25 protein-coding genes are annotated in these 25,896 nt (G+C 60.7%); 13 read left to right on the top strand and 12 right to left on the bottom strand.

Features of this window, described 5'->3' with window-relative positions; all coding sequences use genetic code 11:
- Window positions 1–5: 5 nt before the first annotated feature.
- From tssK to tagH, 3 genes are all read right to left on the bottom strand, one after another.
- Complete coding sequence (gene tssK, locus PFLQ2_RS26660; protein WP_003177234.1) at window positions 6–1,340, bottom strand: type VI secretion system baseplate subunit TssK; 1,335 nt, start codon at window positions 1,338–1,340, stop codon at window positions 6–8.
- 15 nt (window positions 1,341–1,355) lie between these two features.
- A complete protein-coding gene (gene tssJ / locus PFLQ2_RS26665; RefSeq protein WP_003177233.1) occupies window positions 1,356–1,862 on the bottom strand; it encodes a type VI secretion system lipoprotein TssJ in 507 nt (168 codons plus the stop codon).
- A gap of 68 nt (window positions 1,863–1,930) precedes the next feature.
- Entirely contained in the window at window positions 1,931–3,397 is a 1,467-nt protein-coding gene (gene tagH, locus PFLQ2_RS26670; RefSeq protein WP_003177232.1) for a type VI secretion system-associated FHA domain protein TagH, read from the bottom strand.
- A gap of 417 nt (window positions 3,398–3,814) precedes the next feature.
- On the opposite strand from tagH, the gene tssA reads away from it, so the two are divergent.
- The 11 genes from tssA (at window position 3,815) to PFLQ2_RS26725 (ending at window position 16,764) form a co-directional block, all read left to right on the top strand.
- On the top strand, window positions 3,815–4,849 hold the full coding sequence (gene tssA, locus PFLQ2_RS26675) for a type VI secretion system protein TssA (RefSeq protein WP_003177231.1): 1,035 nt from the start codon (window positions 3,815–3,817) through the stop codon (window positions 4,847–4,849).
- A gap of 81 nt (window positions 4,850–4,930) precedes the next feature.
- The gene (gene tssB / locus PFLQ2_RS26680; RefSeq protein ID WP_003177230.1) at window positions 4,931–5,437 is read left to right on the top strand and encodes a type VI secretion system contractile sheath small subunit; all 507 of its coding nucleotides are present in this window, start codon (window positions 4,931–4,933) and stop codon (window positions 5,435–5,437) included.
- 2 nt (window positions 5,438–5,439) lie between these two features.
- Window positions 5,440–6,936, top strand: coding sequence for a type VI secretion system contractile sheath large subunit (gene tssC / locus PFLQ2_RS26685; RefSeq protein WP_003177229.1), 1,497 nt, complete (start codon window positions 5,440–5,442; stop codon window positions 6,934–6,936).
- 210 nt (window positions 6,937–7,146) lie between these two features.
- Window positions 7,147–7,635, top strand: a complete 489-nt coding sequence (locus tag PFLQ2_RS26690) for an Hcp family type VI secretion system effector (protein ID WP_003177228.1) — start codon at window positions 7,147–7,149, stop codon at window positions 7,633–7,635.
- A gap of 81 nt (window positions 7,636–7,716) precedes the next feature.
- A complete protein-coding gene (locus PFLQ2_RS26695; RefSeq protein ID WP_003177227.1) occupies window positions 7,717–8,166 on the top strand; it encodes a type VI secretion system amidase effector protein Tae4 in 450 nt (149 codons plus the stop codon).
- Window positions 8,166–8,603 (top strand): hypothetical protein, encoded by a 438-nt coding sequence (locus PFLQ2_RS26700; RefSeq protein ID WP_003177226.1) that lies wholly within the window; start codon window positions 8,166–8,168, stop codon window positions 8,601–8,603. Before PFLQ2_RS26695 ends, PFLQ2_RS26700 begins: the two co-directional genes overlap by 1 nt.
- The gene (gene tssE, locus PFLQ2_RS26705; RefSeq protein ID WP_003177225.1) at window positions 8,597–9,109 is read left to right on the top strand and encodes a type VI secretion system baseplate subunit TssE; all 513 of its coding nucleotides are present in this window, start codon (window positions 8,597–8,599) and stop codon (window positions 9,107–9,109) included. Before PFLQ2_RS26700 ends, tssE begins: the two co-directional genes overlap by 7 nt.
- Window positions 9,106–10,965 carry a type VI secretion system baseplate subunit TssF gene (gene tssF, locus PFLQ2_RS26710; RefSeq protein WP_003177224.1) on the top strand — a complete coding sequence of 620 codons (1,860 nt, stop codon included), beginning with the start codon at window positions 9,106–9,108 and terminating at the stop codon, window positions 10,963–10,965. Before tssE ends, tssF begins: the two co-directional genes overlap by 4 nt.
- Complete coding sequence (tssG, locus tag PFLQ2_RS26715; RefSeq protein ID WP_003177223.1) at window positions 10,929–11,981, top strand: type VI secretion system baseplate subunit TssG; 1,053 nt, start codon at window positions 10,929–10,931, stop codon at window positions 11,979–11,981. The genes tssF and tssG overlap by 37 nt, the downstream gene beginning before the upstream one ends.
- Window positions 11,974–14,652: a type VI secretion system ATPase TssH gene (gene tssH, locus PFLQ2_RS26720; protein WP_003177222.1), complete on the top strand. Its 2,679-nt coding sequence runs from the start codon at window positions 11,974–11,976 to the stop codon at window positions 14,650–14,652. The genes tssG and tssH overlap by 8 nt, the downstream gene beginning before the upstream one ends.
- Window positions 14,653–14,823: 171 nt before the next feature.
- Window positions 14,824–16,764 carry a type VI secretion system tip protein VgrG gene (locus tag PFLQ2_RS26725; protein WP_003177221.1) on the top strand — a complete coding sequence of 647 codons (1,941 nt, stop codon included), beginning with the start codon at window positions 14,824–14,826 and terminating at the stop codon, window positions 16,762–16,764.
- Between the two features lie 6 nt (window positions 16,765–16,770).
- Here PFLQ2_RS26725 and PFLQ2_RS26730 read toward each other — a convergent pair whose 3' ends face one another.
- From PFLQ2_RS26730 to PFLQ2_RS26740, 5 genes are read right to left on the bottom strand one after another with little or no spacing between them, the layout of a single operon-like run.
- A complete protein-coding gene (locus PFLQ2_RS26730) occupies window positions 16,771–17,304 on the bottom strand; it encodes a hypothetical protein (protein ID WP_033045871.1) in 534 nt (177 codons plus the stop codon).
- A gap of 58 nt (window positions 17,305–17,362) precedes the next feature.
- Window positions 17,363–17,626, bottom strand: coding sequence for a hypothetical protein (locus tag PFLQ2_RS27410; RefSeq protein WP_033045870.1), 264 nt, complete (start codon window positions 17,624–17,626; stop codon window positions 17,363–17,365).
- Window positions 17,623–17,955: a hypothetical protein gene (locus tag PFLQ2_RS26735; protein ID WP_003177218.1), complete on the bottom strand. Its 333-nt coding sequence runs from the start codon at window positions 17,953–17,955 to the stop codon at window positions 17,623–17,625. The genes PFLQ2_RS27410 and PFLQ2_RS26735 overlap by 4 nt, the downstream gene beginning before the upstream one ends.
- Entirely contained in the window at window positions 17,948–19,159 is a 1,212-nt protein-coding gene (locus PFLQ2_RS30870) for a PAAR domain-containing protein (protein ID WP_003177217.1), read from the bottom strand. The genes PFLQ2_RS26735 and PFLQ2_RS30870 overlap by 8 nt, the downstream gene beginning before the upstream one ends.
- 55 nt (window positions 19,160–19,214) lie before the next feature.
- Window positions 19,215–19,649 carry a DUF1795 domain-containing protein gene (locus PFLQ2_RS26740; protein ID WP_003177216.1) on the bottom strand — a complete coding sequence of 145 codons (435 nt, stop codon included), beginning with the start codon at window positions 19,647–19,649 and terminating at the stop codon, window positions 19,215–19,217.
- A gap of 249 nt (window positions 19,650–19,898) precedes the next feature.
- Between PFLQ2_RS26740 and PFLQ2_RS26745 the strand changes: the two genes are divergently transcribed.
- Entirely contained in the window at window positions 19,899–21,836 is a 1,938-nt protein-coding gene (locus tag PFLQ2_RS26745; protein WP_003177215.1) for a type VI secretion system Vgr family protein, read from the top strand.
- Window positions 21,837–21,854: 18 nt separating this feature from the next.
- Entirely contained in the window at window positions 21,855–22,289 is a 435-nt protein-coding gene (locus PFLQ2_RS26750; protein ID WP_003177214.1) for a DcrB-related protein, read from the top strand.
- A 110-nt stretch (window positions 22,290–22,399) separates the two neighbouring features.
- Here PFLQ2_RS26750 and PFLQ2_RS27400 read toward each other — a convergent pair whose 3' ends face one another.
- The 4 genes from PFLQ2_RS27400 to trpB form a co-directional block, all read right to left on the bottom strand.
- A complete protein-coding gene (locus PFLQ2_RS27400; protein WP_033045869.1) occupies window positions 22,400–22,903 on the bottom strand; it encodes a hypothetical protein in 504 nt (167 codons plus the stop codon).
- Window positions 22,903–23,370 carry a Panacea domain-containing protein gene (locus PFLQ2_RS27395; protein ID WP_033045868.1) on the bottom strand — a complete coding sequence of 156 codons (468 nt, stop codon included), beginning with the start codon at window positions 23,368–23,370 and terminating at the stop codon, window positions 22,903–22,905. The genes PFLQ2_RS27400 and PFLQ2_RS27395 overlap by 1 nt, the downstream gene beginning before the upstream one ends.
- Window positions 23,371–23,771: 401 nt before the next feature.
- Window positions 23,772–24,584 carry a tryptophan synthase subunit alpha gene (gene trpA, locus PFLQ2_RS26755; RefSeq protein ID WP_003177213.1) on the bottom strand — a complete coding sequence of 271 codons (813 nt, stop codon included), beginning with the start codon at window positions 24,582–24,584 and terminating at the stop codon, window positions 23,772–23,774.
- Complete coding sequence (trpB, locus tag PFLQ2_RS26760) at window positions 24,584–25,816, bottom strand: tryptophan synthase subunit beta (protein WP_003177212.1); 1,233 nt, start codon at window positions 25,814–25,816, stop codon at window positions 24,584–24,586. The genes trpA and trpB overlap by 1 nt, the downstream gene beginning before the upstream one ends.
- Window positions 25,817–25,896: the final 80 nt, after the last annotated feature.

The following is a 25,896-nucleotide window of genomic DNA, read 5'->3' as shown; positions in this document are numbered from 1 at the left end:
GCGGTTTATCCTCGGATCGCCCAGAACGCCAGGTTCAGCCCAGGGAACTGGCCGGCGATGTGGAACGCAAAGCCACCAGAGTTGCTCAACTGCTGCCAGTGGTCGCTGCCCCGGTCGAGTTCGTAATAAGTGGAGCCTGCGTGGTACGGAAGCTGGCGTGGCGCCACCGGCAACGGCAGCAGGCCGATGCCCGGCAGTTGCAGGTTGACCAGGTCGCGGATGTGCTCCACCGAACCGACCTTGCTCTGCTGGCCGAAGCGGCCGCGCAGGGTTTCGGCGGGAACATCGGCACGCACCACCAGAATGAAACTGGCGCTGTCGAGCAGGGTCTTGTCGGCGAGCATCGCCACGTGGATACCGTAGGCTTTCTCGACAATCGGGATCGGCGTGGCCTTGCTGTCGATCAGCATCGACAACGCTTCACGCAGCGCCTGCATCACCGGCGCATAGCTCAGCGTCAGGTCGTCGTGCTGGTATTGCGGGTATTCCTGCGGTCGTCGCCCAGACGCGGTAAAGGTGGAGAACTCCCCGGCCAGGCTGACCAGCTCGCTGTAGAAGCGTTCAGGGTGCAAGGGGCTCAACTGGCTCAGGTGCTGGATCAGCGGCTGGGCGCGGTTGACCAGTTGTAGCAGCATGAAATCGGCAATCTCCGAAGCACCGCCGGCACCCGACGCCACTACCCGCCCGGCGAGGGCTTCGCCACGTTGATGCAGCAGGCCCAGCAGTTCGCTGCGAAACGCCGCCAGCGGTTTGGAAGCCGCCACATCCAGCAACGGCGGGATGTAGCTGTCGTCGAGCACCAGCGCGCGATCGGCGCGCTTTTCCTTGATGCGCACCACGCCGATGGCGGCGTAGTCGCCGATTCCGTCCTGGGCGGTCAACAAGCGCAGCGCCCGGGAACCCAGGGCCACCGGCGCGCGGTTTTCGAACGGCGCATTGTCGTCGCGCACTTCGCTCACCTGGCTAACGTAGCGCGCGGCCCCCAGGTCTTCGCCTTCATCCACGGTGTCACGGGCGCCGGCGCGCTTGAGCGGCAGGGCCAGATAGACCAGGCCATCGCGCAGGTTATCGTCGACGTTCAACGGGGTCGGTGCCAGGTCGTCCTGGGGAATGTTGAAGGGCGTGCCGTCCGGCAACAGGCCGCGCGCCGAGATAATCGCCAGCTTGCCCTGGGCCAGCAGGCCCTGGTCGATCAGCAATTCGGAAAAACCCCAGGCGCCGGCCGATAACGGGCGGCTGCGCGCGTCGATGAGGTTTTCCAGGTAACGGTCATGCTGCTGGAAGTGCTGCGTTCCAATGAACATGCCTTCCGACCAGACCACGCGATTGTTCCAGGACATGGGGGCTCCGATTGCTTATTGGGCAGGGCTGGATGGGGGAACGACGACGGCGCTGCGCACGGCGCGCACATCGAGGCTGATCTGGTATTCGGTGTATTCGCGGGCCGGGACATTCATCACCGTGCGCCACAGCGACTGGTCCAGCTCGCGATAGCCCACCAGTATTCCGATGTGCCGCGTGGCCGGGTCGAGGTCGCGTTGCAGGCTCAACTGCTGGCCCGGCTGGATCAGCACCTCGTCCTGGTCGATCAGGTCGGGGCCGAGCGTTGCCTGGGCGCGTTCGGCGAGAGCGAAATAATCGGAACGACCGAAGGTGGCGGCATTCTTCAGTTCGAAGATGCGCACCCGCACGGGGGCCGGCTGGCCGGTGGCGCCGGGGTTGAGCCCGGCAATGGCATGAAAATGCAGCTCGACGGCGGCGGTGTTTGCCTCAGCTTCTTCAGGCTGGGACTTGTCGGCATCCTTGGCGCACGCCGTCAGCAGAAGCGCGGCGGCGACTGCGAGTAAAAACCTGGGAATCATCCTGCGTCCTCAATGACGTTTGAGCTATCCGTTGTGTGCTTATGAAAAATGTCTGGGTGCGGCGATGGTCAGCGGCGTCGCTGTCGCGTGCTGTGCTCTTCGTAGGCACGGCTGAATTCACGCCCGAACAGGTCCTGGAAATCTTCCTGGGCCTCGCGGGAAATATTGCTGTAGAGCTCGGTGAACTGCTGCCAGTACTGGGCCTGCCGCGAGCCATTGAAAATGCTCGACAGCCCACCGGGCTTGCCCATGCGCTCTTCCAACTGCGCCGGTTCGAAGCGCGCCAGCAAATGCTTGATAGCGGCTTCCACCCCGGCCATCACGGCCAATTGATGGGCACGCAAATCATCAAAACTGTCGCGCACTGCCACGTCCGGCGCCATGAACGCCTGGTTGCCGTGGCGCAACAGCAACAGCAGGGCTTCATCGACATTGGGGGCGAATTTCAGCGGGTTGTTTTCCACCGGCTGGATCATCGTCTGCTGGATGCGGAACTCACCCTTGAGGCTGCTGCGGGCGCGCAAGACATCGATCAGGCCCTCGACCATCAACCGATAACTGCGACCGATGCTTTCCATCTGCGCCTCGGCCTGGGCCTTGTCCAAGCGCAACTGGTCCAGCCCGGCACCGCGCAGGAAGGCTTGCAGCAGGTCGGGTTGCGAGGCCTCGACCGGGCTGGCCGCAGGTTCGACGCGAGCGACCGGTGCTTCGCGCAAGGGCGTCGGTTCGGTGGGTGCAGTGACTTCAGCGACCGGCACTTGGGGAACGGGCGTCGGTATTGGCTCAATCACCGGCGGCACTACCGGCAGCGGCGGCGCGACTACCGGCGGCGGCGTGATAGGCGTAGGCGCAACGGCCACGGGCGCAGGCTGGTCGCTGAAAGGGTCCCAGTCGTCCGGAATCACCGAGGCCGATGGCGGTATCACCGGCTCGGCCACTGGCGGCGGGCTCGGACGGGGAATCGGCGTCGGTGGGCGAAAATCGTGTTGCTCGGCTGGAACATGATCAGGCTGGGTGGCCGGCGGGACGCTGGTCGGGGTCAGAAAATCGAACAGGTCCGGCAGGGTATCCATGGCCGAAGCACCTTGGAAATGTGCCGGCGAGGCCACTTGAATCGGCGCGGGTGAAGCCGGGGTTGCGCCCTGGCGCCCCATCAACGCCTCGAAACTGCTGGGCGATTCGGCGAACGGGTTGCTGTCGGTGACCGGCAGGCTGAAATCGACGCGCGCCTGGATTTCATAATCGCCGATGCGGATCACTTCGCCATCTTGCAGCGGTTCGCTGTTGCCTTTGCGAAGGCGAATACCGGCCTTGACCAATTCCACACCGTTAGTGCTGTTATCGGTCAAGTAATAGCGCCCGTCCTTGTATTGGATAACGCAATGTTTGCCGGAAACCAGACGTTCAGGGTCCGGTAGTACCCAGTCATTATCGGAATTGCGGCCAATTGCCATCACCCCCTGATCCATGGACTTTTCAGAACACTGGCCTGGGGTAATCTTGTGATAACTAGTGATAGTCAAACACAGCGGCATCTTGCCTCCTTGCTGAATACTTCGCGCGCGGGCGGGTGCAGCGGGATTCAAGCCCCTACCACCCACTCACAACCTTGCCGACAGCCCTGGAACGGCTTTTTGCCAGCATGATTGCTGATCATAACCGGCTTGCGTGACAAAAACCCCACGTCTGTTGCTGCTTCGACCTACGGGTCGGGCAGGCTGTTAAGCCCATCACAACTGTTACATGGCGGATACAATGGCGAAATAGCTTACCTTGACAAGCGATAAGTACTACACCAAAAATGCACAACTTCTTGAATATACATGATGGCACTTTAAGATCATTGCGAGTCTGAAGCGCCATTACCGTCAAGGAAACATGTGAAGTTTCATTCGGAACTTACGTGTGAACTGCCCGACTTATTTCAGCGGGTGATAGGGAGATCGATCCAAGTGGATGTGCCTTTGCTGCTCGCCGCCGTTTCCGCGACTTCGCCGTGCGGTGAAGACCTGGAATATGACGCGGATTTCTTGCGCCTGGAACGTGACTCCCGAGGCCAGCCCGAGCGCAGCATGGGCGACTCGATCTTGCCGGCCGAACCTCCTGAATGGCGCAGCATCCAGCAACAGAGCCTGGACTTGCTGCAACGCAGCAAAGACCTGCGCATCACCCATTTCCTGTTGCAGAGTTCCCTGGCCCTTGAGGGCATTCCGGGCCTTGCCCGCTCGCTGACACTGATCAGCGAATTGCTCAAGCAATACTGGGCCGACCTGCATCCGCGCCTGGACGCCGATGACGACAACGACCCCACCGTGCGCATCAATGCCCTCGCCGGCCTGACGTCCGAGGTCACCATTCGCCTGCTGCGCGAAAGCATCCTGGCCCGTTCGCGAACCTTCGGCAGCGTCAGCCTGCGCGCCGCCGCCAACGCCAGCGGCCTGCAAAGTTTCGCCGATGAAAGCCTGGGGGCCGAACAGCTCGCCGGCGCCTTGATCGACAGCGATCCCGAGCAGTTGGAAATCACCCGCGCCGCCCTCTTGGAAGCTCGCAGCGCCGCCGAAGCCATCGAGCAGCAGGTCAGCGACCAGGTCGGTTCCGCCCAGGGCGTGGACCTCGGCCCGCTGAAGCAGCCACTCAAGATGGCCTTGCAGATCCTTGGCCAGTTCGCCCCGCAGAGCGGCGACAGCGAGCTGCCCGATGCCACCGGCGATGACGCCACCGCGCCGGTTGAATACGCCACCGCGCAGAGCATGCCGCGCAACACCGGCCCGAGCGGCAGCGCAGAGATCAACAATCGCGATGACGTGCAGCGCAGCCTGGAACGTATTCTCGCTTACTACAGCCGTCACGAGCCCTCCAGCCCGCTACCGGTGCTGCTGAACCGGGCCAAGGCTCTGGTCAACGCCGACTTTGCAACCATCGTGCGCAACCTGATTCCAGACGGCATGAGTCAATTTGAAAACCTGCGCGGCCCAGACAGCGAATAAAAAGCGAGCGGATCACGCAGTCACGTCACCGGCACCCCCGATGACGCCAACACCGTCGCTCAAGCGACCAGGAGCAGCAACGTGGCGAAGCAAAGTTCTCAGAAATTCATCGCGCGCAACCGCGCGCCTCGAGTGCAGATCGAGTACGACGTCGAGCTCTACGGCGCCGAGAAAAAGGTCCAACTGCCCTTCGTCATGGGCGTGATGGCCGACCTCGCCGGCAAGCCCGCCGAGCCTCTGGCACCGGTGGCCGATCGCAAGTTCCTCGAGATCGACGTCGATAACTTCGACTCGCGCCTCAAGGCCATGCAGCCGCGCGTAGCGTTCCATGTCCCCAACGAACTGACCGGCGAAGGCAACCTGAGCCTGGACCTGACGTTCGAAAGCATGGACGACTTCAGCCCAGCGGCCGTGGCCCGCAAGGTCGACTCGCTGAACAAGTTGCTCGAAGCGCGTACCCAATTGGCCAACCTGCTGACCTACATGGACGGCAAGACCGGTGCCGAAGAAATCATCATGAAGGCGATCAAGGACCCAGCGCTGTTGCAGGCCCTGGCGAGCGCGCCGAAGCCAGCACAGGACCAATGATCATGACTGACAATACAGCCCGCGAAGGCGCGCAGAACCTGGGCGCCACTGAAGAAACCAGTGAGTTCGCGTCCCTGCTGCTGCAAGAATTCAAGCCCAAGACCGAGCGTGCCCGCGAAGCCGTCGAGACCGCCGTGCGCACCTTGGCCGAGCAGGCACTGGCGCAGACTGACCTGGTGTCCAACGACGCCATCAAGTCGATCGAATCGATCATCGCCGCCATCGACGCCAAGCTCACCGCCCAGGTCAACCAGGTGATCCATCACCCGGACTTCCAGCAGTTGGAAAGCGCCTGGCGTGGCCTGCACTACCTGGTCAACAACACCGAGACCGATGAGCAGCTCAAGATCCGCGTGCTCAACATCTCCAAGCCGGACCTGCACAAGACCCTGAAGAAATTCAAGGGCACCGCGTGGGACCAGAGCCCGCTCTTCAAGAAGATGTACGAAGAAGAATACGGCCAGTTCGGCGGCGAACCTTACGGCTGCCTGGTAGGCGACTACTACTTCGACCAGTCGCCACCGGACGTGGAACTGCTGGGCGAACTGTCGAAAGTCTGCGCGGCCATGCACGCCCCGTTCATCGCAGCGGCATCGCCGACCGTGATGGGCATGGGCTCGTGGCAGGAACTGTCGAACCCACGCGACCTGACCAAGATCTTCACCACCCCGGAATACGCCGGCTGGCGTTCGCTGCGTGAGTCGGAAGATTCGCGCTACATCGGCCTGACCATGCCACGCTTCCTGGCGCGCCTGCCGTATGGCGCCAAGACCGACCCGGTGGAAGCCTTCGCCTTCGAAGAAAACACCGACGGCGCCGACAGCTCCAAGTACACCTGGGCCAACGCCGCCTACGCGATGGCGGTGAACATCAACCGTTCGTTCAAACACTTCGGCTGGTGCTCGCGCATCCGTGGCGTGGAGTCGGGCGGCGAAGTGGAAAACCTGCCGGCCCACACGTTCCCTACCGATGATGGTGGCGTGGACATGAAGTGCCCGACCGAAATCGCCATTTCGGATCGCCGTGAAGCGGAACTGGCCAAGAACGGTTTCATGCCGCTGCTGCACAAGAAGAACACCGACTTCGCTGCCTTCATCGGCGCCCAGTCGCTGCAGAAGCCGGCCGAATACGACGACCCGGACGCCACCGCCAACGCCAACCTGGCCGCGCGCCTGCCGTACCTGTTCGCCACCTGCCGTTTCGCTCATTACCTGAAGTGCATCGTGCGCGACAAGATCGGTTCCTTCAAAGAGAAGGACGAGATGCAGCGCTGGTTGCAGGACTGGATCCTCAACTACGTCGACGGTGATCCGGCGCACTCCACCGAGACCACCAAGGCCCAGCATCCATTGGCAGCGGCCGAAGTGATCGTCGAAGAAGTCGAAGGCAACCCGGGGTACTACAACTCCAAGTTCTACCTGCGCCCGCACTATCAGCTCGAAGGGCTGACCGTATCGCTGCGCCTGGTATCGAAACTGCCGTCGGCCAAGGGCGCATAAACAGAGGTTTTGTTGGACAGGGCTCGCTCCTGTGTGGGAGCGGGCTTGCTCGCGAATACGGTCGATCAGCCAACATTGATGTCGACTGACCCGACGCATTCGCGAGCAAGCCCGCTCCCACAGGTTCTGTGTCCTGACCGACATTCAAATAGATTTCGCAAGGTCAGCGTCAACCAAACAATGTGGTTAGAAACCACACAGGGAGAAAACATGGCTGTTGATATTTTCATCAAGATCGGCGACATCAAGGGCGAGTCCATGGACAAGGCCCACAAGGACGAGATCGACGTCCTGAACTGGAGCTGGGGCATGTCCCAGTCCGGCAACATGCACGTGGGCAGCGGCGGTGGTGCGGGCAAGGTCAACGTCCAGGACCTGTCGTTGACCAAATACGTCGACAAGGCTTCGCCGAACCTGATGATGCACTGCGCCAGCGGCAAGCACATCGACAAGGTCAAGCTGACCGTGCGCAAGGCCGGCGGTGAAAGCCAGGTCGAGTACATGATCATCAACCTGGAAGAAGTGCTGGTCACGTCCCTGAGCACCGGCGGCTCGGGCAGCGATGATCGCCTGACCGAAAACGTCACCCTGAACTTCGCCAAGGTGCTGGTGGACTACCAGCCACAGAAAGCCGACGGCACCAAGGAAGGCGGCCCGGTCAAGTTCGGCTGGAACATCCGTCAGAACATCAAGGTGTAATCGAACACGCCCCCGGTGCCACGCGCCGGGGGTGTTTGGTGCTTGCTCGAATCCAATTCTTTACAGCGCGGTATCTGAGTCATGGCCAAGCCTTCGTTTATCAATCTGTGGAACAGCTACCCGCCCTACCCGTCCGCCAATCCGGCCTGCGATGGTCCTTACATCAACCAGTGTGCCATCCGGATGAGCATCGCCTTGTGCGGGGAAAAGACCCTGCCGGTCAATTCATCGACTTATACGCTGGATCCTCGGTGCGCCCATGGGCATGCCCGCGGGGCGGAGTCATTGGCAAATTGGTTATGGAAGAAGAACCGCCTCGGTCCGCCGAAAATCTATACCAACAGCGTGACAGACCGCACGGCGCTGCTGGGCAAGACTGGAATCATTTTTTTCAAAGACTGCTACCAGCAAAGTAGCGACACTGCCGGCCGCCCTACCGGCGACCATATCGACCTGTGGAATCGCGGTTTGACCAAAAGCGGCGACCTGTTCTCGCGCTCAAAAGCCATTTGGTTCTGGGAGCTTGTGTGATGCGCAGTCCCTTGTTCTTTTCAGCGCTGACAGCAAGCCTCGTCAGCCTGAGTGCATGCGCCGGACAAGACACAGCCGCCACGGCGGCGCCGACCCAGGCGATGTTCGTCGGGCAGCCGATGAGCCTGACCAACGATCAAGGTCGCTGCACGCTTGTCAAACCTGACCAGAGCCGGCTGCCGCTCGATATGGAATGGCCTTGCCAGTTCAGCTTGGGTCCGGACAAGCAATTGCGAGTGGAGATCTTCAACCAGGTTCCGATCTTCGCCGTTGAACGCAGCGAACACATGCCCGCGCCCAGCCGCGACTGTCTGACCAAACTCCAGGCGGTGCGCCAGATAGAGGGAACAATGGAAGTCGCGGAGGTCAGTCAGTTCGCCGCCTGCGGGCCTAGCCACTGGGACCAGAAAATGTACGTAGCGCCATTCACGTGGTAACCGAAATCGCTGCCCGCGATCGCCTGCAACCGTCCCTGCTGGACCGGTTGACCGACGACGATCCAACCAATCCCAAGGAAAGCGCCGACAAACGCGTGCTATCCCTGACCCAATTGAAAGCCTCGGTGCTGCGCGACTTGGCGTGGCTGCTCAACACCACGTCGTTGCTGGGCGCCGATGCCACGCTGCACACCCCTGCCGGTACGTCGGTGGTGAATTTCGGCCTGCCGGCGCTGGCCGGCAACAGTGCGTCGAACATCGACGTCTCAGCCCTCGAAACGCTGATTCACCAGGCCATCGCCACGTTCGAACCGCGGATCCTGCGCCACACCCTGCGCGTGCGAGCGAGGGCCACGGCCGAAATGAACCACAACGCCTTGAGTTTCGAGATCGAAGGCGATCTCTGGGCCCAGCCCGTGCCGCTGCGCCTGATGCTGCAAACCGACCTGGACCTGGAGTCCGGGCACGTGCGCGTGGTCAACGCCGACCAGCGGAGGCGTCCATGAACCCGCGCCTGCTGGAGCTGTACAACCAGGAATTGCACCATGTGCGCGAAAGCGCGGCGGAGTTCGCCAAGGAATACCCGAAGATCGCCAGTCGGCTGACGTTGTCCGGCATGGACTGCGCCGACCCCTACGTCGAGCGATTACTGGAAGGCTTTGCCTATTTGACGGCGCGGGTGCAGCTCAAGCTCGACGCCGAATACCCGACCTTCACCCACAACCTGCTGGAAATAGCCTACCCGCATTACCTGGCACCGACGCCGTCGATGACCGTGGTGCAAATGCAGGCCGATCCCGATGAAGGCTCGCTGAGCAGTGGCTTCCCGCTGCCCCGCGACACCGTCCTGCGCGCCGCGCTGGGCCGAGAAACCCAGACCTGCTGCGAGTACCGCACCGCGCATGCGGTGACGTTGTGGCCGTTGCAGGTCAGCCAGGCCGAGTACTTCGGCAACCCGTCCGCCGTGCTCGGGCGCCTGGCCGCCAGCGAACCGAAAGCCAAGGCCGGGCTGCGCATCACACTGCGCACCGGCGCCGAGCTGCCGTTCAACAGCCTGGCCCTGGACAATCTGCCGCTGTACTTGAGCGGCGCCGACGAGCAACCCTTCCGCCTCTACGAACAATTGCTGGGCAATACCTGCGCAGTGTTTGCCCGCAAGCCCGGCGGCGGTTGGGTGGAACGGTTGCCGCAGGATGCGTTGCGCTCGCGCGGTTTCGATGATGCCGACGCCGCGCTGCCGGTGGTGCCACGGGCCTTCCAGGGCTATCGCCTGTTGCAGGAATACTTCGCCCTGCCCCACCGCTTCCTGTTCGTCGACTTCACCCAGCTGAGCCGCGCGGTCAAGCGTTGCGACGGCCAGGAGCTGGAACTGATCGTACTGTTCGACCGCCACGAGCCCAGCCTCGAAGGCAGCGTCGGTGCTTCGCAATTCCTGCCGTTCTGCACCCCGGCCATCAACCTGTTTCCCAAGCGCCTCGATCGCATTCACCTGTCGGAACGGGTCAACGAACACCACGTGATCGCCGACCGTACCCGGCCGATGGATTTCGAAGTGCATTCGCTCAGCGGCCTCACCGGCCACGGCACGGGGCCGGAGCAACCGTTCCTGCCGTTCTATGCCGTGCGCGATCCCTCCCGCTATGGCCGCGACCAGGCCTATTACACCGTACGCCGCGAGCCACGCGTGCTGTCCAGCGACCAGCGCCGCAACGGCCCGCGCTCGACCTACATCGGCAGCGAAACCTTCGTCAGCCTGGTCGACAGCCAGCAGGCGCCCTATCGCCATGACTTGCGCCAACTCGGCGTGACGGCGCTGTGCACCAACCGCGACCTGCCGCTGTTCATGAGCGTGGGCAACGGCAAGACCGATTTCACTTTGGCCGACAGTGCCCCGGTCGGCGCGGTGCGCTGCGTGGCCGGGCCGAGTCGCCCGCGTGCCAGCCACGCCCACGATGCCAAGGCCTGGCGGCTGATCAGCCAGTTGTCGCTGAACTATCTGTCGTTGAGCGAACAAGGCCAGGGCGCCGCCGCCCTGCGGGAACTGCTGCGCCTGTACGGCGACAGCAACGATGCGGCGCTGCAATTGCAGATCGAAGGCCTGCGGGAAGTCAGCAGCAAGGCCTGCACCCGACGCTTGCCGATGCCCGGCCCGATCGTGTTCGGGCGTGGCCTGGAAATCACCCTGGAATTCGATGAAAACGCGTTTCGCGGCACCGGGGTGTTCCTGCTCGGCGCGGTGTTCGAACGCTTCCTGGCACGCTACGTGTCGATCAACAGTTTTACCGAGACGGTGATCCGTACCACCGAACGCGGCGAGATCATGCGATGGAAAGCCAAGCCCGGACGTCGTCCGACCCTGTGAGTACCCTGGACGCGATGCACCAGGAACCCTGGGAATACGATTTTTTCCAGGCGTTGCGGCGCATCGAGTGCGAATTTCCCGCCCTGCCGCGCCTGGGCCATTCCTTGCGCCTGGCCGATGACCCGCTGCGTCTTGGGCAACAGGCCGAGTGCACATTCGCCCCGTCGACCCTGGCCTCGGTGCAGCCGGGGGGCGACGGCACACCGGCGCGCCTGGAGCAGTTCTTCTTCGGCCTCGGCGGCCCCAACGGCCCGATGCCGCTGCACATCACCGAATACGTGCGCGAACGCCAGCGCAACAACGCCGACAGCACCAGCAAACGCTTTCTCGATGTGTTCCACCACCGCCTGCTCAGCCTGTTCTACCGGGCCTGGGCCGAAGCGCGGCCGACGATCAGCCATGACCGCCCGGACGATGACTACTGGTCGGCGCGCCTGGCCGCCCTCAGCGGTCGGGGCATGCCGAGCCTGCTCAAGCAGGGGCTGATTCCCGACACGGCGAAGCTGCACTACAGCGGTCACCTGTCGGCCCAAACCCGCTACCCGGACGGCTTGAAAGCCATTCTCGGTGAATATTTCGGGCTGCCGGTGGAGATCGAAGAATACGTCGGCCAATGGCTGGAACTGCCGGAACGCAGCCGCGTCGGTGTCAGTGCTCATCAGCTGGGCATGGACTTCTGCCTGGGCCGCTATGTGTGGGATCGCCAGCATAAATTCCGCATTCGCCTGGGGCCGCTCAAGCTCGTCGACTACATGGACATGCTGCCCGGCAGCCAACCGTTCAACGAGCTGGTGGCCTGGGTCGCCGAATATCTTGGCCACGAACTGGACTGGGACCTGAACCTGGTCCTGGAGCAGCCCGAGGTCCCGGCGCTACAACTCAATGGTCGTTTCCGCCTGGGTTTCAACACCTGGCTGGGACGTCCCGAAACAGATGCCAACGATCTAATACTGGCCCGGCATTATGCCGAACAGGCCAACACCTCACAGACCTCAAGGAGCCATGAGCATGGGTGAAATCAGTCGCGCCGCGTTGTTCGGCAAACTCAACAGCGTGGCCTACAAAGCCATCGAAGCCGCCACCGTGTTCTGCAAGTTGCGCGGTAACCCTTATGTGGAACTGGCCCACTGGTTTCATCAGCTGTTGCAACTGCAGGACTCGGACCTGCACCGCATCATCCGCCAATTCAACATCGAGCCGGCACGCCTGGCCCGCGACCTGACCGAAGCCCTGGACCGTTTGCCACGGGGGTCGACCTCGATCACCGACTTGTCGTCCCACGTGGAAGAAGCGGTTGAACGCGGCTGGGTCTACGGCAGCCTGATGTTCGGCGAAAGCCAGGTGCGCACCGGTTATCTGGTGCTGGGCATTCTCAAGACGCCAAGCCTGCGCCACGCGCTGCTGGGGCTGTCGTCGGAGTTCGACAAGGTCAAGGCAGAAGCCTTGAGCGAGCGTTTTGACGAATACGTCGGCGATTCCCCGGAGAACGCCCTGACCGCCAGCGACGGTTTCAATGCCGGCGCCGTGCCGGGCGAAGCCAGCGGCGCCATGGCCCCCAGCGCCATGGGCAAACAGGAAGCCCTCAAGCGCTTTACCGTCGACCTCACCGAACAAGCCCGCAGCGGCAAGCTCGACCCGATCGTCGGGCGCGACGAAGAGATCCGCCAATTGGTGGACATCCTCATGCGCCGTCGGCAGAACAACCCGATCCTCACCGGTGAAGCCGGCGTGGGCAAGACGGCGGTGGTCGAAGGCTTTGCCCTGCGCATCGTCGCCGGCGACGTGCCACCGGCCCTCAAGGACGTCGAATTGCGCAGCCTAGACGTTGGCCTGTTGCAGGCCGGCGCGAGCATGAAAGGCGAATTCGAACAGCGCCTGCGCCAGGTCATCGAGGACGTCCAGGCCTCGCCGAAACCGATCATCCTGTTCATTGACGAAGCCCACACCCTGGTGGGGGCCGGTGGCGCAGCCGGTACGGGCGACGCCGCCAACCTGCTCAAGCCAGCCCTGGCCCGCGGTACCTTGCGCACCGTGGCCGCCACGACTTGGGCCGAGTACAAGAAGCACATCGAGAAAGACCCGGCCCTGACCCGTCGCTTCCAGGTGGTACAAGTGGCCGAGCCGTCGGAAGACAAGGCTTTGCTGATGATGCGCGGCGTGGCCTCGACCATGGAAAAACACCACCAGGTGCAGATCCTCGACGAAGCCCTGGAAGCCTCGGTCAAGTTGTCCCATCGCTACATCCCCGCGCGCCAGCTGCCGGACAAATCCGTGAGCCTGCTGGACACCGCCTGTGCCCGCGTCGCCATCAGCCTGCACGCCGTGCCGGCCGAAGTGGACGACAGCCGCCGACGCATCGAAGCACTGGAAACCGAGCTGCAAATCATCGCCCGCGAACACGCGATTGGCGTCGCCATCGGCACGCGCCAGACCCAGACCGAAGGCCTGCTGAGCGCCGAGCGCGAGCGCCTGGCCGAGCTGGAAAGCCGCTGGGCCGAAGAAAAAACCCTGGTGGACGAATTGCTTGAAACCCGCGCCACCCTGCGCGAGCGCGTCGGCGTGGTGGACAGCGAAGACGGCAGCGAAACCAGTCATGACCTGCGCGAGAAATTGGTGGACTTGCAACAGCGCCTGACCACCCTGCAAGGCGAAACCCCGCTGATCTTGCCGACGGTGGATTACCAGGCCGTGGCCTCGGTGGTCGCCGACTGGACCGGTATCCCGGTGGGTCGCATGGCCCGCAACGAGCTGGAAACCGTGCTCAACCTCGACCAGCACCTGAAGAAACGCATCATCGGCCAGGACCATGCCCTGCAGATGATCGCCAAGCGCATCCAGACCTCCCGCGCCGGCCTCGACAACCCGAGCAAGCCGATTGGTGTGTTCATGCTCGCCGGCACCTCCGGCGTGGGCAAGACCGAAACCGCCCTGGCCCTGGCCGAAGCCATGTACGGCGGCGAGCAGAACGTCATCACCATCAACATGAGCGAGTTCCAGGAAGCCCACACCGTGTCCACCCTCAAGGGTGCGCCACCGGGTTACATCGGCTATGGCGAAGGCGGCGTGTTGACCGAAGCCGTGCGGCGCAAACCGTACAGCGTGGTGCTGCTGGACGAGGTGGAAAAAGCCCACCCGGACGTGCATGAAATCTTCTTCCAGGTGTTCGACAAAGGCGTGATGGAGGACGGCGAAGGCCGGGTGATCGACTTCAAGAACACCTTGATCCTGCTGACCACCAACGCCGGCACCGAGCTGATTGCCCAAGTCTGCAAAGACCCGCAGAACGTGCCCGAGCCCGAGGAAATCGCCAAGGCCTTGCGCCAGCCGCTACTGGAGATTTTCCCGCCGGCCCTGCTCGGCCGCCTGGTGACGATCCCGTACTACCCGCTCAGCGACGAGATGCTCAAGGCCATCACCCGCCTGCAACTCAACCGCATCAAGAAGCGCGTGGAGAGCACCCACAAGGTCGCCTTCGACTACGACGACGCGGTGATCGACCTGATCGTCTCGCGCTGCACCGAGACTGAAAGCGGCGGCCGCATGATCGACACCATCCTGACCAACAGCCTGCTGCCGGACATGAGCCGCGAGTTCCTGACCCGCATGCTCGAAGGCAAGGCCCTGGCCGGCGTGCGGATCAGCGCTGTGGATAACGAATTGCAGTACGACTTCAGCGACGCGGCCTGACACCGAAGGAACACCGCATAACCCTGTGGGAGCGGGCTTGCTCGCGAATGCAATCTGTCAGTGCCATTGATGTCGCCTGACACACCGCCTTCGCGAGCAAGCCCGCTCCCACAGTTGTTCCGGTGTCGTCAGGCGATCAGCGGCGCAGCCATTACAACGATGAGATAGACGATGTTATTCAACCAAGCCACACGCCTCGCCAAGATCACCAGCCCCCTGGGGCCCGAGGTGCTGTTGCTCAAGGACATGGGCGGCGGTGAAGAGCTGGGGCGGCTGTTCAACTATGAGTTGCAGTTGCACTCGCTGGACAACGCCATCGATCTCAACCAATTGCTTGGCAAACCCATGTGCGTGAGCCTGCAACTGGACGGCGGTGGCGAGCGCTATTTCCACGGCATCGTCGCGCGCTTCAGCCAGAACGTCGACCAAGGCCAGTTCGCCAGTTACCAGGCGACGTTGCGCCCCTGGTTCTGGTTAATGACCCGCACCTCCGACTGCCGGATTTTCCAGAACCTGACCATTCCGCAGATCATCAAGCAGGTGTTCCGCGACCTGGGTTTCTCCGACTTCGAAGACGCCCTGAGCCACCCTTATCGCGAGTGGGAATACTGCGTGCAGTACCGCGAGACGAGCTTTGATTTCGTCAGTCGGTTGATGGAGCAGGAAGGCATTTATTACTTCTTCCGCCATGAGCAAGGTCGTCATGTGCTGGTGCTGGCCGATGCTTACGGCGCACACACCACGGCGCCCGGCTACGGCTCGGTGCCCTACTACCCGAAGAACGAGCAGCAGCGCGAGCGTGACCACATCCACGATTGGCACCTGGCCCAGGAAGTCCAGCCCGGCTCCCTGGAGCTCAACGACTACGATTTCCAGCGACCCAGTGCACGTATCGATGTCCGCGCGGCGATGCCTCGTCCACACACTGCTGGCGACTACCCGCTGTACGACTATCCCGGCACCTACGTGCAGAGCCAGGATGGCGAACACTACGCCCGCACCCGCATCGAAGCCTTGCAGACCCAGCACGAACAGGTCGAGCTGGCCGGCAACGCCCGCGGCCTGGGTTCGGGGCATCTGTTCAGCCTCACCGGCTTCACCCGCCAGGACCAGAACCGTGAATACCTGATCGTCGGCGCCCGCTATTACATTTCCCAGGAAAGCGGCGAAACCAGCGGCGGCGCGCCTTCGGCACAGTTCGAAAGCAGCCTGACCTGCATCGCCGCCCAGCAAAGCTACCGACCAATGCCCATCACCCATCGCCCCATCGTCAAAGGGCCGCAAACTGCCTTGGTGGTCGGACCGAAGGGCGAGGAAATCTGGACCGATCAATTCGGCCGGGTGAAGGTGCATTTCTATTGGGACCGCCATGACCAGTCCAATGAGAACAGCTCATGCTGGATTCGTGTGTCGCAATCCTGGGCCGGGAAAAACTGGGGTTCGATGCAGATTCCGCGTATCGGCCAGGAAGTCATCGTCAGCTTCCTCGAAGGTGATCCCGATAGACCCATCGTCACCGGTCGCGTCTACAACGCCGAGCAAACCGTACCGTATGCTTTGCCCGCCAATGCCACCCAGAGCGGCACCAAAAGCCGCTCAAGCAAGGGCGGCACCCCAGCGAATTTCAACGAAATCCGTATGGAAGACAAGAAAGGCGCCGAGCAGCTGTACATCCATGCCGAGCGTAACCAGGACATCGTGGTCGAGGTGGATGAAAGCCATTCGGTGGGCCACGATCGCAACAAGAGCATCGGCCACAACGAGACGGTACGCATTGGCCAGGATCGCCTGCGCGCCGTACAGCGCAACGACGCATTGGTCGTCGGTGGGACCAAGAGCGACAGCATCAGCACCCAATACCTCGTGGAGGCGGGTTCGCAGATCCGACTGGTGTGTGGCCAAAGCGTGCTGGAATTCAACGCCAGTGGCGAGATCAACATCTCGGGCACCGCGTTCAATATCTACGCCAGCGGCAACGGCAACATCGATACCGGCGGCCGTTTGGACCTCAACTCCGGCGGCGCAAGCGCGGTGGACCCGAAGGGCAAAGGTATCAAGGGCGTGATTGATGCGGCGGTGAAGGCGTTGTTTCCGGCAAAAGCCAAGGGCTGATTGTGGTCAGAGGTTGGGCGGCACGAAGTCAGGGCCGCCCAGCTTATCCCGGACCACAAGGGCGGTCCGCATCAGCGGCCCCCATAGACCGTTCTGGCTGTTCCAGCTACCACCCGCCCAACGCGTATCCTGGACCAGCTCGGCCTTATTGATTTCAAGCTGCCGCTGAAGGGCCAGCGCCACGCCCCCCATATCGACCCCGAACAGGTCGGCATAGAGCCCCTCGGGTTGTGCCTGCTTTTTGCTCAGGCAAAACCGGTAGTACCAGACCCACACCGCTGCCACATAAATCGCCCGGTTACGATCAGGGTAGGTCGCAAGAATCTTGAGCAAAGCCGCGACGAAGCGCGCGGAAAACTGCGGGTCACGCGTCTGTTGCCAGTAACGCAGCACCAGCAAATCAAACGCTGCGACAATGTTCTGCGGTTCTTCGTTATCGTTCTGGGCTTCTTGGAAGTAGAACGGCTCGCCGACCAGGAATTTATCCAACTCGTCATTGGCCAGGGCCAGCAGCAATACGTTGTCCAAGGTGGTTCTCATAAAACTGCCGATACATCCGGTCCTTTGAACACGGCGTCACCTCCTTGCCCTTCGACTGTCAGATGGCTGTGCCGCGATTCGCTCCTGGCCGGACTATCAGCAGCTCGTCCAGTTCGCGCTTTCTGCAACGCGCCACAAACGGCAGCGCCGCATCCGGGTCACACCTGAACAGGTCAAAGGTTTTCCGATCGATTTCATAGTATTCCTCGTAATCGACCATGCTATTGCTGACCGGTATGGAGACATAAAATCGACCCGAGACCTGTTCGATCCCCAGGCAGAATCTGTGCTCCTGGTGGACCAAAGCATCCTGAAACTTCACTCGTTCGTAAGCAGGTATTGGCCAGGCTGAGTCCACGAGACCCGCAGATATTTACCGCTCAACAATTGCTCGTCACGAAGATATTCGAACACTTCGGAGGGACACCATTCCTTGCCCGCCGAAAAGGCTACGCCCAGTGAACGTAGCCCATCGAATACGTCAGCCTTCTGCTTGTTGCCCGCGACCTGCAGAACGTAGACATCTTTCTCGGTAGCGTTCGAAAACCCCGTGGACCGCAGCGGCGAGTCCAGCGCGCTATCAACGACTCGAACTCGAATCAAGTCACCGTCCGCTTTCTCCACGTATGCCTTGAGCACGTCATTAGTCACTAACAAATACCTCGGTTAAAGTTTTGATGCCGGCCGCATCTTTTGTAGGAATCGACTCGACTACCATTTCCGGTGCCCCGCCCGGCAGGTGTTTGCCTGGGCCTAGGAAGTACTGGTTTCCTTCCATCGGGCTTCTTGGCATGCGTCCCACAACATCATCGACCTGCCTGATCTTGAAGCCGCCTTTCAAAGCATCTTTTTCCAAGCCAAAAGCTCGCTCCATTTCAGCAGCCTTTTTACCACTGATGGTTATTTTGGAACGACCCGAGAAATTTCCAATGACATCGGTGATACCTTTTTTATCAGAAACGAAAGTGCCGGCCCGACCAATCGTAGGATAGGTGTCCCACGCCGTCGGGCTAACGTTGAACCCTATATTGTCCTTGAGCATCTGCTCTTGACGCTGACGAGCCAAGAGCGTCCGCTCGGCTGCGCTCATGGGTTTGCGCGCCAGCTTCGGCCCGGCACCGAGCAGGGCCATCCCAGCGACGCCTTGGAATAAGTCGCGATACCCTGGGCCGAGACGATCACCCAGGTCTCCCAGTAGCTCCATGCCGACATACAGCGCACCACCGACGGCCAGGGCGCCGAAGAAAGCAGCGGCGCCGGCGAAGGCCGCAAGCATTAAAGCCCCGCCAGCCGCCAACAACCCCAACGCTTCCAACCCGGTATGCATCCACCCTTCAAGATCCAGGACAAACGCCACCGACACCGTCGGCCCACCAATAAACGTATTGGGGCTGCCGGTCTTGATATGAGCACCGCAGACCATTTTGCTGTGCAGGCGCGCCGCCGGTTTGCCGTTGATGAATACCGTGGCGCTGCCTTCGGCGATCAGCACCGGAAAGGGCCAGATCGGATGATTCATTGGCAGGCCGGTGCAGGAAGATGACGTATCTTCGCCCGCTCGCATGGCATTGCGGCTGTTGATATAGACGTTGAAGCTGCCCATTATCAACGCCCCCGTGGTGGGCTCGGGCAGGTTGAAGATGGTGGAGAGGCCCTTGACGATCTGGAACATCGACAAGCCGCCGGCAGCAATCGAGCCCGCCATGATCGCCAGCGCCACACCGCCCGTGGCCACAGTCGCGGCGACGACTGCGGCACCGATCAAAGCGCCGGCCACGGCACCGGCGACCATCGCGGCCAACCCGAACCCGTGGGCTATTTCGTCACCCAGACGTGCTGCTGCCTGTGCATCCATTGCGTTGCATCTACCTGACTGATCTATAGGGCTGCTCAGTGGGACGGATCGATGCTCAGGCGATCGGAGGCAGGGGCTTGAATGAATGCATCGCTACCTTCCAGGCCTGCTCGTGATAAGCGAAGTCGGTCGGGGTGGTGGTCAACGTGGTGATCACTACAGAGGGCTTACGCTCGATGAACACTTGGCGCAGCATCAAATCGCGCCCCTCGCGTTGCCAGGTGTAATCGAGCAACGTGGCGGTATGCCCTTGCAGCACGGTGTCCCAGCGTTGAACCAGTTTGAAGCCCGGCAATTGCTGCTCCGCGCTTTTGAGCTGGCGGTCTACGTATTCGGCAAAGGGAGCGTCGCCCTGGCTGGCATCGCGACTGATAACGAAACTCGCTTCTTTAGCGGGACCGACTGCCGGCAGCTTGAAAATATTGATGCTCTGGTCCTGCCAGGTATCGGGGATTTCGAGATCGGCTTCTTGAATGCGGTAGGAGGTCACGGTAATCGCTTTCCATAGACGGGGGGTGGCGCGCGAAGGAACGAATATTCAAGTAATGCCTGGGAACAATCAAGAACCTGATTCCTCTCCTTCCAGTAACAAACTACATTATGCGATCCGCGTCACCACTCTGGCCATCGCACGCTTGTGCATGAGTATTGGAGGGGTGCGGTCTCTTGATCTTCCAAGTCGAAAGACTGCAATCTTGCGCAGCGTCGAATGGACTGCGGCAGCCATTAAGGACAACCGATGTTATTCAATCAAGCCTCACGCCTGGCCAAGATCACCAGCCCGCTGGGACCCGAGGTGCTGTTGCTCAAGGACATGGGCGGCGGTGAAGAGCTGGGGCGGCTGTTCAACTATGAGTTGCAGTTGCATTCGCTGGACAACGCCATCGATCTCAACCAATTGCTTGGCAAGCCCATGTGCGTGAGCCTGCAACTGGACGGCGGTGGCGAGCGTTACTTCCATGGCATCGTCGCCCGCTGCAGCCAGAACGTTGACCAGGGCCAGTTCGCCAGTTACCAGGCGACGTTGCGCCCCTGGTTCTGGTTGCTGACCCGCACCTCCGACTGCCGGATTTTCCAGAACCTGACCATCCCACAGATCATCAAGCAAGTGTTCCGCGACCTGGGTTTCTCCGATTTCGAAGACGCCCTGAGCCACCCTTATCGCGAGTGGGAATACTGCGTGCAGTACCGCGAGACGAGCTTTGATTTCGTCAGTCGGTTGATGGAGCAGGAAGGCATTTATTACTTCTTCCGCCATGAGCAAGGTCGTCATGTGCTGGTGCTGGCCGATGCTTACGGCGCGCACACCACGGCGCCCGGCTACGGCTCGGTGCCCTACTACCCGAAGAACGAGCAGCAGCGCGAGCGTGACCACATCCACGATTGGCACCTGGCCCAGGAAGTCCAGCCAGGGTCCTTGGAGCTCAACGACTACGATTTCCAGCGACCCAGCGCACGTATCGATGTCCGCGCGGCGATGCCTCGTCCACACACTGCTGGCGACTACCCGCTGTACGACTATCCCGGCACCTACGTGCAGAGCCAGGATGGCGAACACTACGCCCGCACCCGCATCGAAGCCTTGCAGACCCAGCACGAACAGGTCGAGCTGGCCGGCAACGCCCGCGGCCTGGGTTCGGGGCATCTGTTCAGCCTCACCGGCTTCAGCCGTCAGGACCAGAACCGTGAATACCTGATCGTCGGCGCCCGCTATTACATTTCCCAGGAAAGCGGCGAAACCAGCGGCGGCGCGCCTTCGGCACAGTTCGAAAGCAGCCTGACCTGCATCGCCGCCCAGCAAAGCTACCGACCAATGCCCATCACCCATCGCCCCATCGTCAAAGGGCCGCAAACTGCCTTGGTGGTCGGACCGAAGGGCGAGGAAATCTGGACCGATCAATTCGGCCGGGTGAAGGTGCATTTCTATTGGGACCGCCATGACCAGTCCAATGAGAACAGCTCATGCTGGATTCGTGTGTCGCAATCCTGGGCCGGGAAAAACTGGGGTTCGATGCAGATTCCGCGTATCGGCCAGGAAGTCATCGTCAGCTTCCTTGAAGGCGACCCGGACCGGCCGATCATCACTGGCCGCGTCTACAACGCCGAACAGACCGTGCCCTATGACCTGCCCGCCAACGCGACTCAAAGCGGCATGAAAAGCCGTTCGAGCAAGGGCGGTACGCCGGCGAACTTCAACGAAATCCGCATGGAAGACAAGAAAGGCGCTGAGCAGCTGTACATCCATGCCGAGCGCAACCAGGACATCGTGGTCGAGGTGGATGAAAGCCATTCGGTGGGCCACGACCGCAACAAGAGCATCGGCCACAACGAGACGGTGACCATCGGCAACAACCGCCTGCGTATCGTCAAGCAGGAAGATATTCTCTCGGTGGGCCAGCGCAAGACCGACAGCATCAGCCAGAGCTACGTCATTGAAGTGGGCGAGAACCTGCGCCTGGTGTGCGGCGAAAGCATCCTGGAGCTCAACGCCAGCGGCCAGATCAACCTGAGCGGCGTGCAAATCAGCTTCTACGCCAGCGGCGATGCCGAGTTCAACACCGGCGGCGTGCTGCACTTGAACAACGGCGGCGGCCCCGGCGCCACGCCAGACGGCCAAGGCGTCAAGGGCAGCATCGATGCCAACATCAAAGCCGCGTTCCCGTCGCCCAAGGGCTAACCTCGAGATTTATGCGCCATGACTTACCGCCTCAATGAGTTTCAGTTCCAACTGCCGGAAAGCGAATTGCTGGACGCGACGATCAACATCCTCAAGTTCCCCGAACTGGGCACTTCACTTATCGTCAGCCGCAGCTTGCTGGCTGAAGGCGAGACGTTGCAAAGCAACCTCGACGACCAGCTCAAGCGCCTGGAAAAGCAGGTCCAGCAATTGCGTTGCCAACCCGGCGCCACCGTGCGCGTGGGGGCCAACCAGGAAGTCGAAGCCATCGAGCTGCGCAGCCAGTTCAACAAGGGCAACGAAAAGGTCTTCCAATTCCAGCTGGCCCTGGTCCTGCCCGGCACTCGCAAGATGCTTGCCCTGAGCTACGTGAAAGCGGAAAAACTCGGCGAGGCCGAGGCTGCGCATTGGGCGACGATCAAGGGCTCGCTGGTGTTTGACGCTCCGGCGTGATAGTCGCCTTGATGTCTGACGCGCTAAGCCACTCCTCGGTAACCCGGCCAACAGCAACTTGCCGCCCAAAATCTTTACTTATACGCCGAAAAATAATATTTCTAGCGAAACTACTGAGGAAATACTTTATGTTCTCTGTCCAGCAAAATCATGAAAAATGCGGAATGTGATTGAAAACCATGCACACGCATTTTTTGGCTGACACGCAACTCAATTAAATTAATTTCAGGGGAAAGATTGGCTAGGACTTTTCTCACATGGGAGCCGCCAGCATTCATTTCTTCAACCTTATACGGGGTATAACCTAAACCCGCTTTGTTTTCGCCTTTACCTCCAGTTTTATACACGCTGTCCCACGTGTGATTACCTAGGGTCGTCAAAAAATTTGAAAACTGGCCAAGCTCCTCTTTTGTCCACGCAGAAAAGCACTCCCAATCCTTCTGGAAATACTTTAATACCACATAGGGTTTTTTATTTAGCGAACCTTCACGTGCTCCATCTTTCTTGAATGCGGGGAGGTCAAAGATTTTTTTCTCCAGCTCTGTCGTAGCCGCTGCTCCCCTTTCGATCGCTCTTGCTTCCTCATTTACTTTATTCTTCGGAACCTTGGCCATTATATTTCTGCCGCATACTTTGTTCTGAAAAAATCAAGGATTTCGGTTTTGGGCATAACGGTTTCGCAACGTTCCTCAGCGCTTAAGTTACCTCTGGCTTTAATCCACGGCGCGTCGTTATGAGTCATATCCTCAAGTGTTTTGGCAGGAAGATCGGAGTAGGCCTCAAACACCTGAATCAAGATATCTTCAATCTCAGAGGAAACGACTGGTATTTTTTGATCTTCTGGGGCCGGGAGTGGATTCCAACCATATTGTTTAAGTGCATGAAATACTTCAGGAACTACCGGCCCATGAGCCCAAGCTTGTATTTGCTCGGAAAACAGCTCCTTACCCGTCAGCGTTTGAGTCCATGCTTCCGCATAGTAAAGAAGCTTTTGAACTTTCAAATGAGTGACGAGATCCCCCGACTCTGCACACTTCGCTATAAACCAATTCGCTATATCCATAGCTTTATGTAGCGCCATAAATCGTCCTCCTATTTTTGGCGGATACTCTCATTTTTTCCAAGCCCAGTCAACTCATAAATTATTTCTTAAATGCAAGTTACATATACTTAAACACATCGATTAGATGCCAAACTAAAAATGCACTTGAAAACGCCTCATATATCCAACAATGCTTTCCAAGCACCAGCACTATTTTAACCAGCTAATTTCTTGGACACCGTAACAATATAGATCCGCGAATATATTTAGGCCGCTAGATATCGGGCGGCATTAAGTAATATTCCCCGACCTGGCGGTCAATCATCAAGCGTAGAGGCAGCGTTACATTATCTGTGGACACTCATTGGATCGCGGCCAAAGAAAAAGGGCTTCAGAACCTGGTCCTGAAGCCCTTTTCATTGTCCGATTGAAACCGCGAATCAGCTGACCCGCGCCTTGCGCACCCCATCGGCGAGGGCGGCGCACAAGCTCAACACCCCATCAATGGCCTGTTCCGGGGTATCGGCGCTGGCGATGTGGTCGATCAGCGCCGAGCCGACCACCACGCCGTCGGCCAACCGGGCAATCGCAGCAGCCTGCTCCGGCGTGCGGATGCCGAAGCCGATGCTGATCGGCAGATCGGTGTGGCGACGCAAGCGCGCCACAGCCTCTTCAACGTGCTCCAGCGGCGCGGCGCCGGCACCGGTGACCCCGGCCACCGACACGTAATACACAAAGCCGGAACTGCCATTGAGCACGGTGGGCAGCCGCACGTCATCAGTCGTGGGCGTGGTCAGGCGGATGAAATCAAGGCCAGCAGCCTGGGCCGGTTCGCACAGCTCGCTGTTGTGCTCAGGCGGCATGTCCACGACGATCAGGCCATCAACGCCGGAGTCCAGCGCCTCGCCAATGAAACGCTGCACGCCATAGCGGTGGATCGGGTTGAAGTACCCCATCAGCACCAGCGGCGTCTGGGTGTTGTCTTTGCGGAACTCGCGAACCATCTGCAGGGTTTTCGCCAGGTTCTGCTGGCTTCCCAGGGCACGGATGTTGGCCAACTGGATCGCCGGGCCGTCGGCCATCGGGTCGGTGAACGGCATGCCCAATTCGATCACGTCGGCACCGGCCGCCGGGAGGCCTTTGAGAATCGCCAGCGAGGTGTCGTAGTTCGGATCACCGGCCGTGACGAAGGTCACCAAGGCGGCGCGGTTCTGTTCCTTGAGTTCGGCAAAACGGGTTTGCAGGCGGCTCATCAGTGTTTCTCCTGCTGGGACTGTTCCATGTGGTGCATCACGGTTTGCATGTCTTTGTCGCCACGGCCGGACAGGTTGACCACCATCAGGTGGTCTTTGGGCAGGTTGGGAGCACGCTTGAATACTTCCGCCAGGGCATGGGCACTTTCCAATGCAGGAATGATCCCCTCCAGGCGACAGCATTTATGGAAGGCTTCCAGGGCTTCGGCGTCGGTGACCGAGGTGTACTGGACGCGACCAATGTCGTGCAACCAGGCGTGTTCGGGGCCGATCCCCGGGTAGTCGAGGCCTGCGGAAATCGAATGAGCGTCGATGATCTGGCCGTCGTCATCCTGCAGCAGGAACGTGCGGTTGCCGTGCAGTACACCCGGGACGCCGCCGTTCAGGCTCGCCGCGTGCTTGCCGGTCTCGATGCCGTAGCCGGCGGCTTCGACGCCGATGATCTCGACGCTCTTGTCGTCCAGGAACGGGTGGAACAGGCCCATGGCGTTGGAACCACCGCCGATGCACGCCACCAGGCTGTCGGGCAGGCGCCCTTCCTGGGCTTGCAGTTGGTCGCGGGTTTCCTTGCCGATCACAGCTTGGAAGTCGCGCACCATGGCCGGGTAAGGATGCGGGCCCGCCACGGTGCCGATCAGGTAGAAGGTGCTGTCGACGTTGGTCACCCAGTCACGCAGGGCTTCGTTCATGGCGTCTTTCAGGGTGCCGGTGCCGGCGACGACCGGGATCACCTCAGCGCCGAGCAACTTCATGCGGAACACGTTGGCCTGCTGGCGCTCGATGTCGGTGGTGCCCATGTAGATCACGCAATCCAGGCCGAAACGTGCGGCCACGGTGGCGGTGGCCACGCCGTGCATGCCGGCGCCGGTCTCGGCGATGATGCGTTTCTTGCCCATGCGCCGGGCCAGCAGGATCTGGCCGATGCAGTTGTTGATCTTGTGGGCGCCGGTGTGGTTCAGCTCTTCGCGCTTGAGATAGATCTTGGCGCCGCCGCAGTATTCGGTCAGGCGTTCGGCATAGTAGAGGGGGCTCGGGCGACCGACGTAGTCACGCTGGAAGTAGGCCAGTTCCTCGATGAAGGCAGGATCCTGCTTCGCCACTTCGTATTCGCGGGCCAGGTCGAGGATCAGCGGCATCAAGGTTTCGGCCACATAGCGGCCGCCGAAGGCACCGAACAGGCCATTGGCATCGGGACCACTGCGCAGATTGAATGGGGTCGTAGGCTGGGTCATCGGGGGCTCCAGGCGAATGCGAAGAAAGACAATGAGGGCCACTCTACCCCTGACATCCCCTGGTGAAAACCGATAAGATC

This window comes from Pseudomonas fluorescens Q2-87 (genome assembly GCF_000281895.1).
Classification (GTDB): domain Bacteria; phylum Pseudomonadota; class Gammaproteobacteria; order Pseudomonadales; family Pseudomonadaceae; genus Aquipseudomonas; species Aquipseudomonas fluorescens_S.
This window is presented reverse-complemented; position numbering and strand designations above follow the sequence as displayed.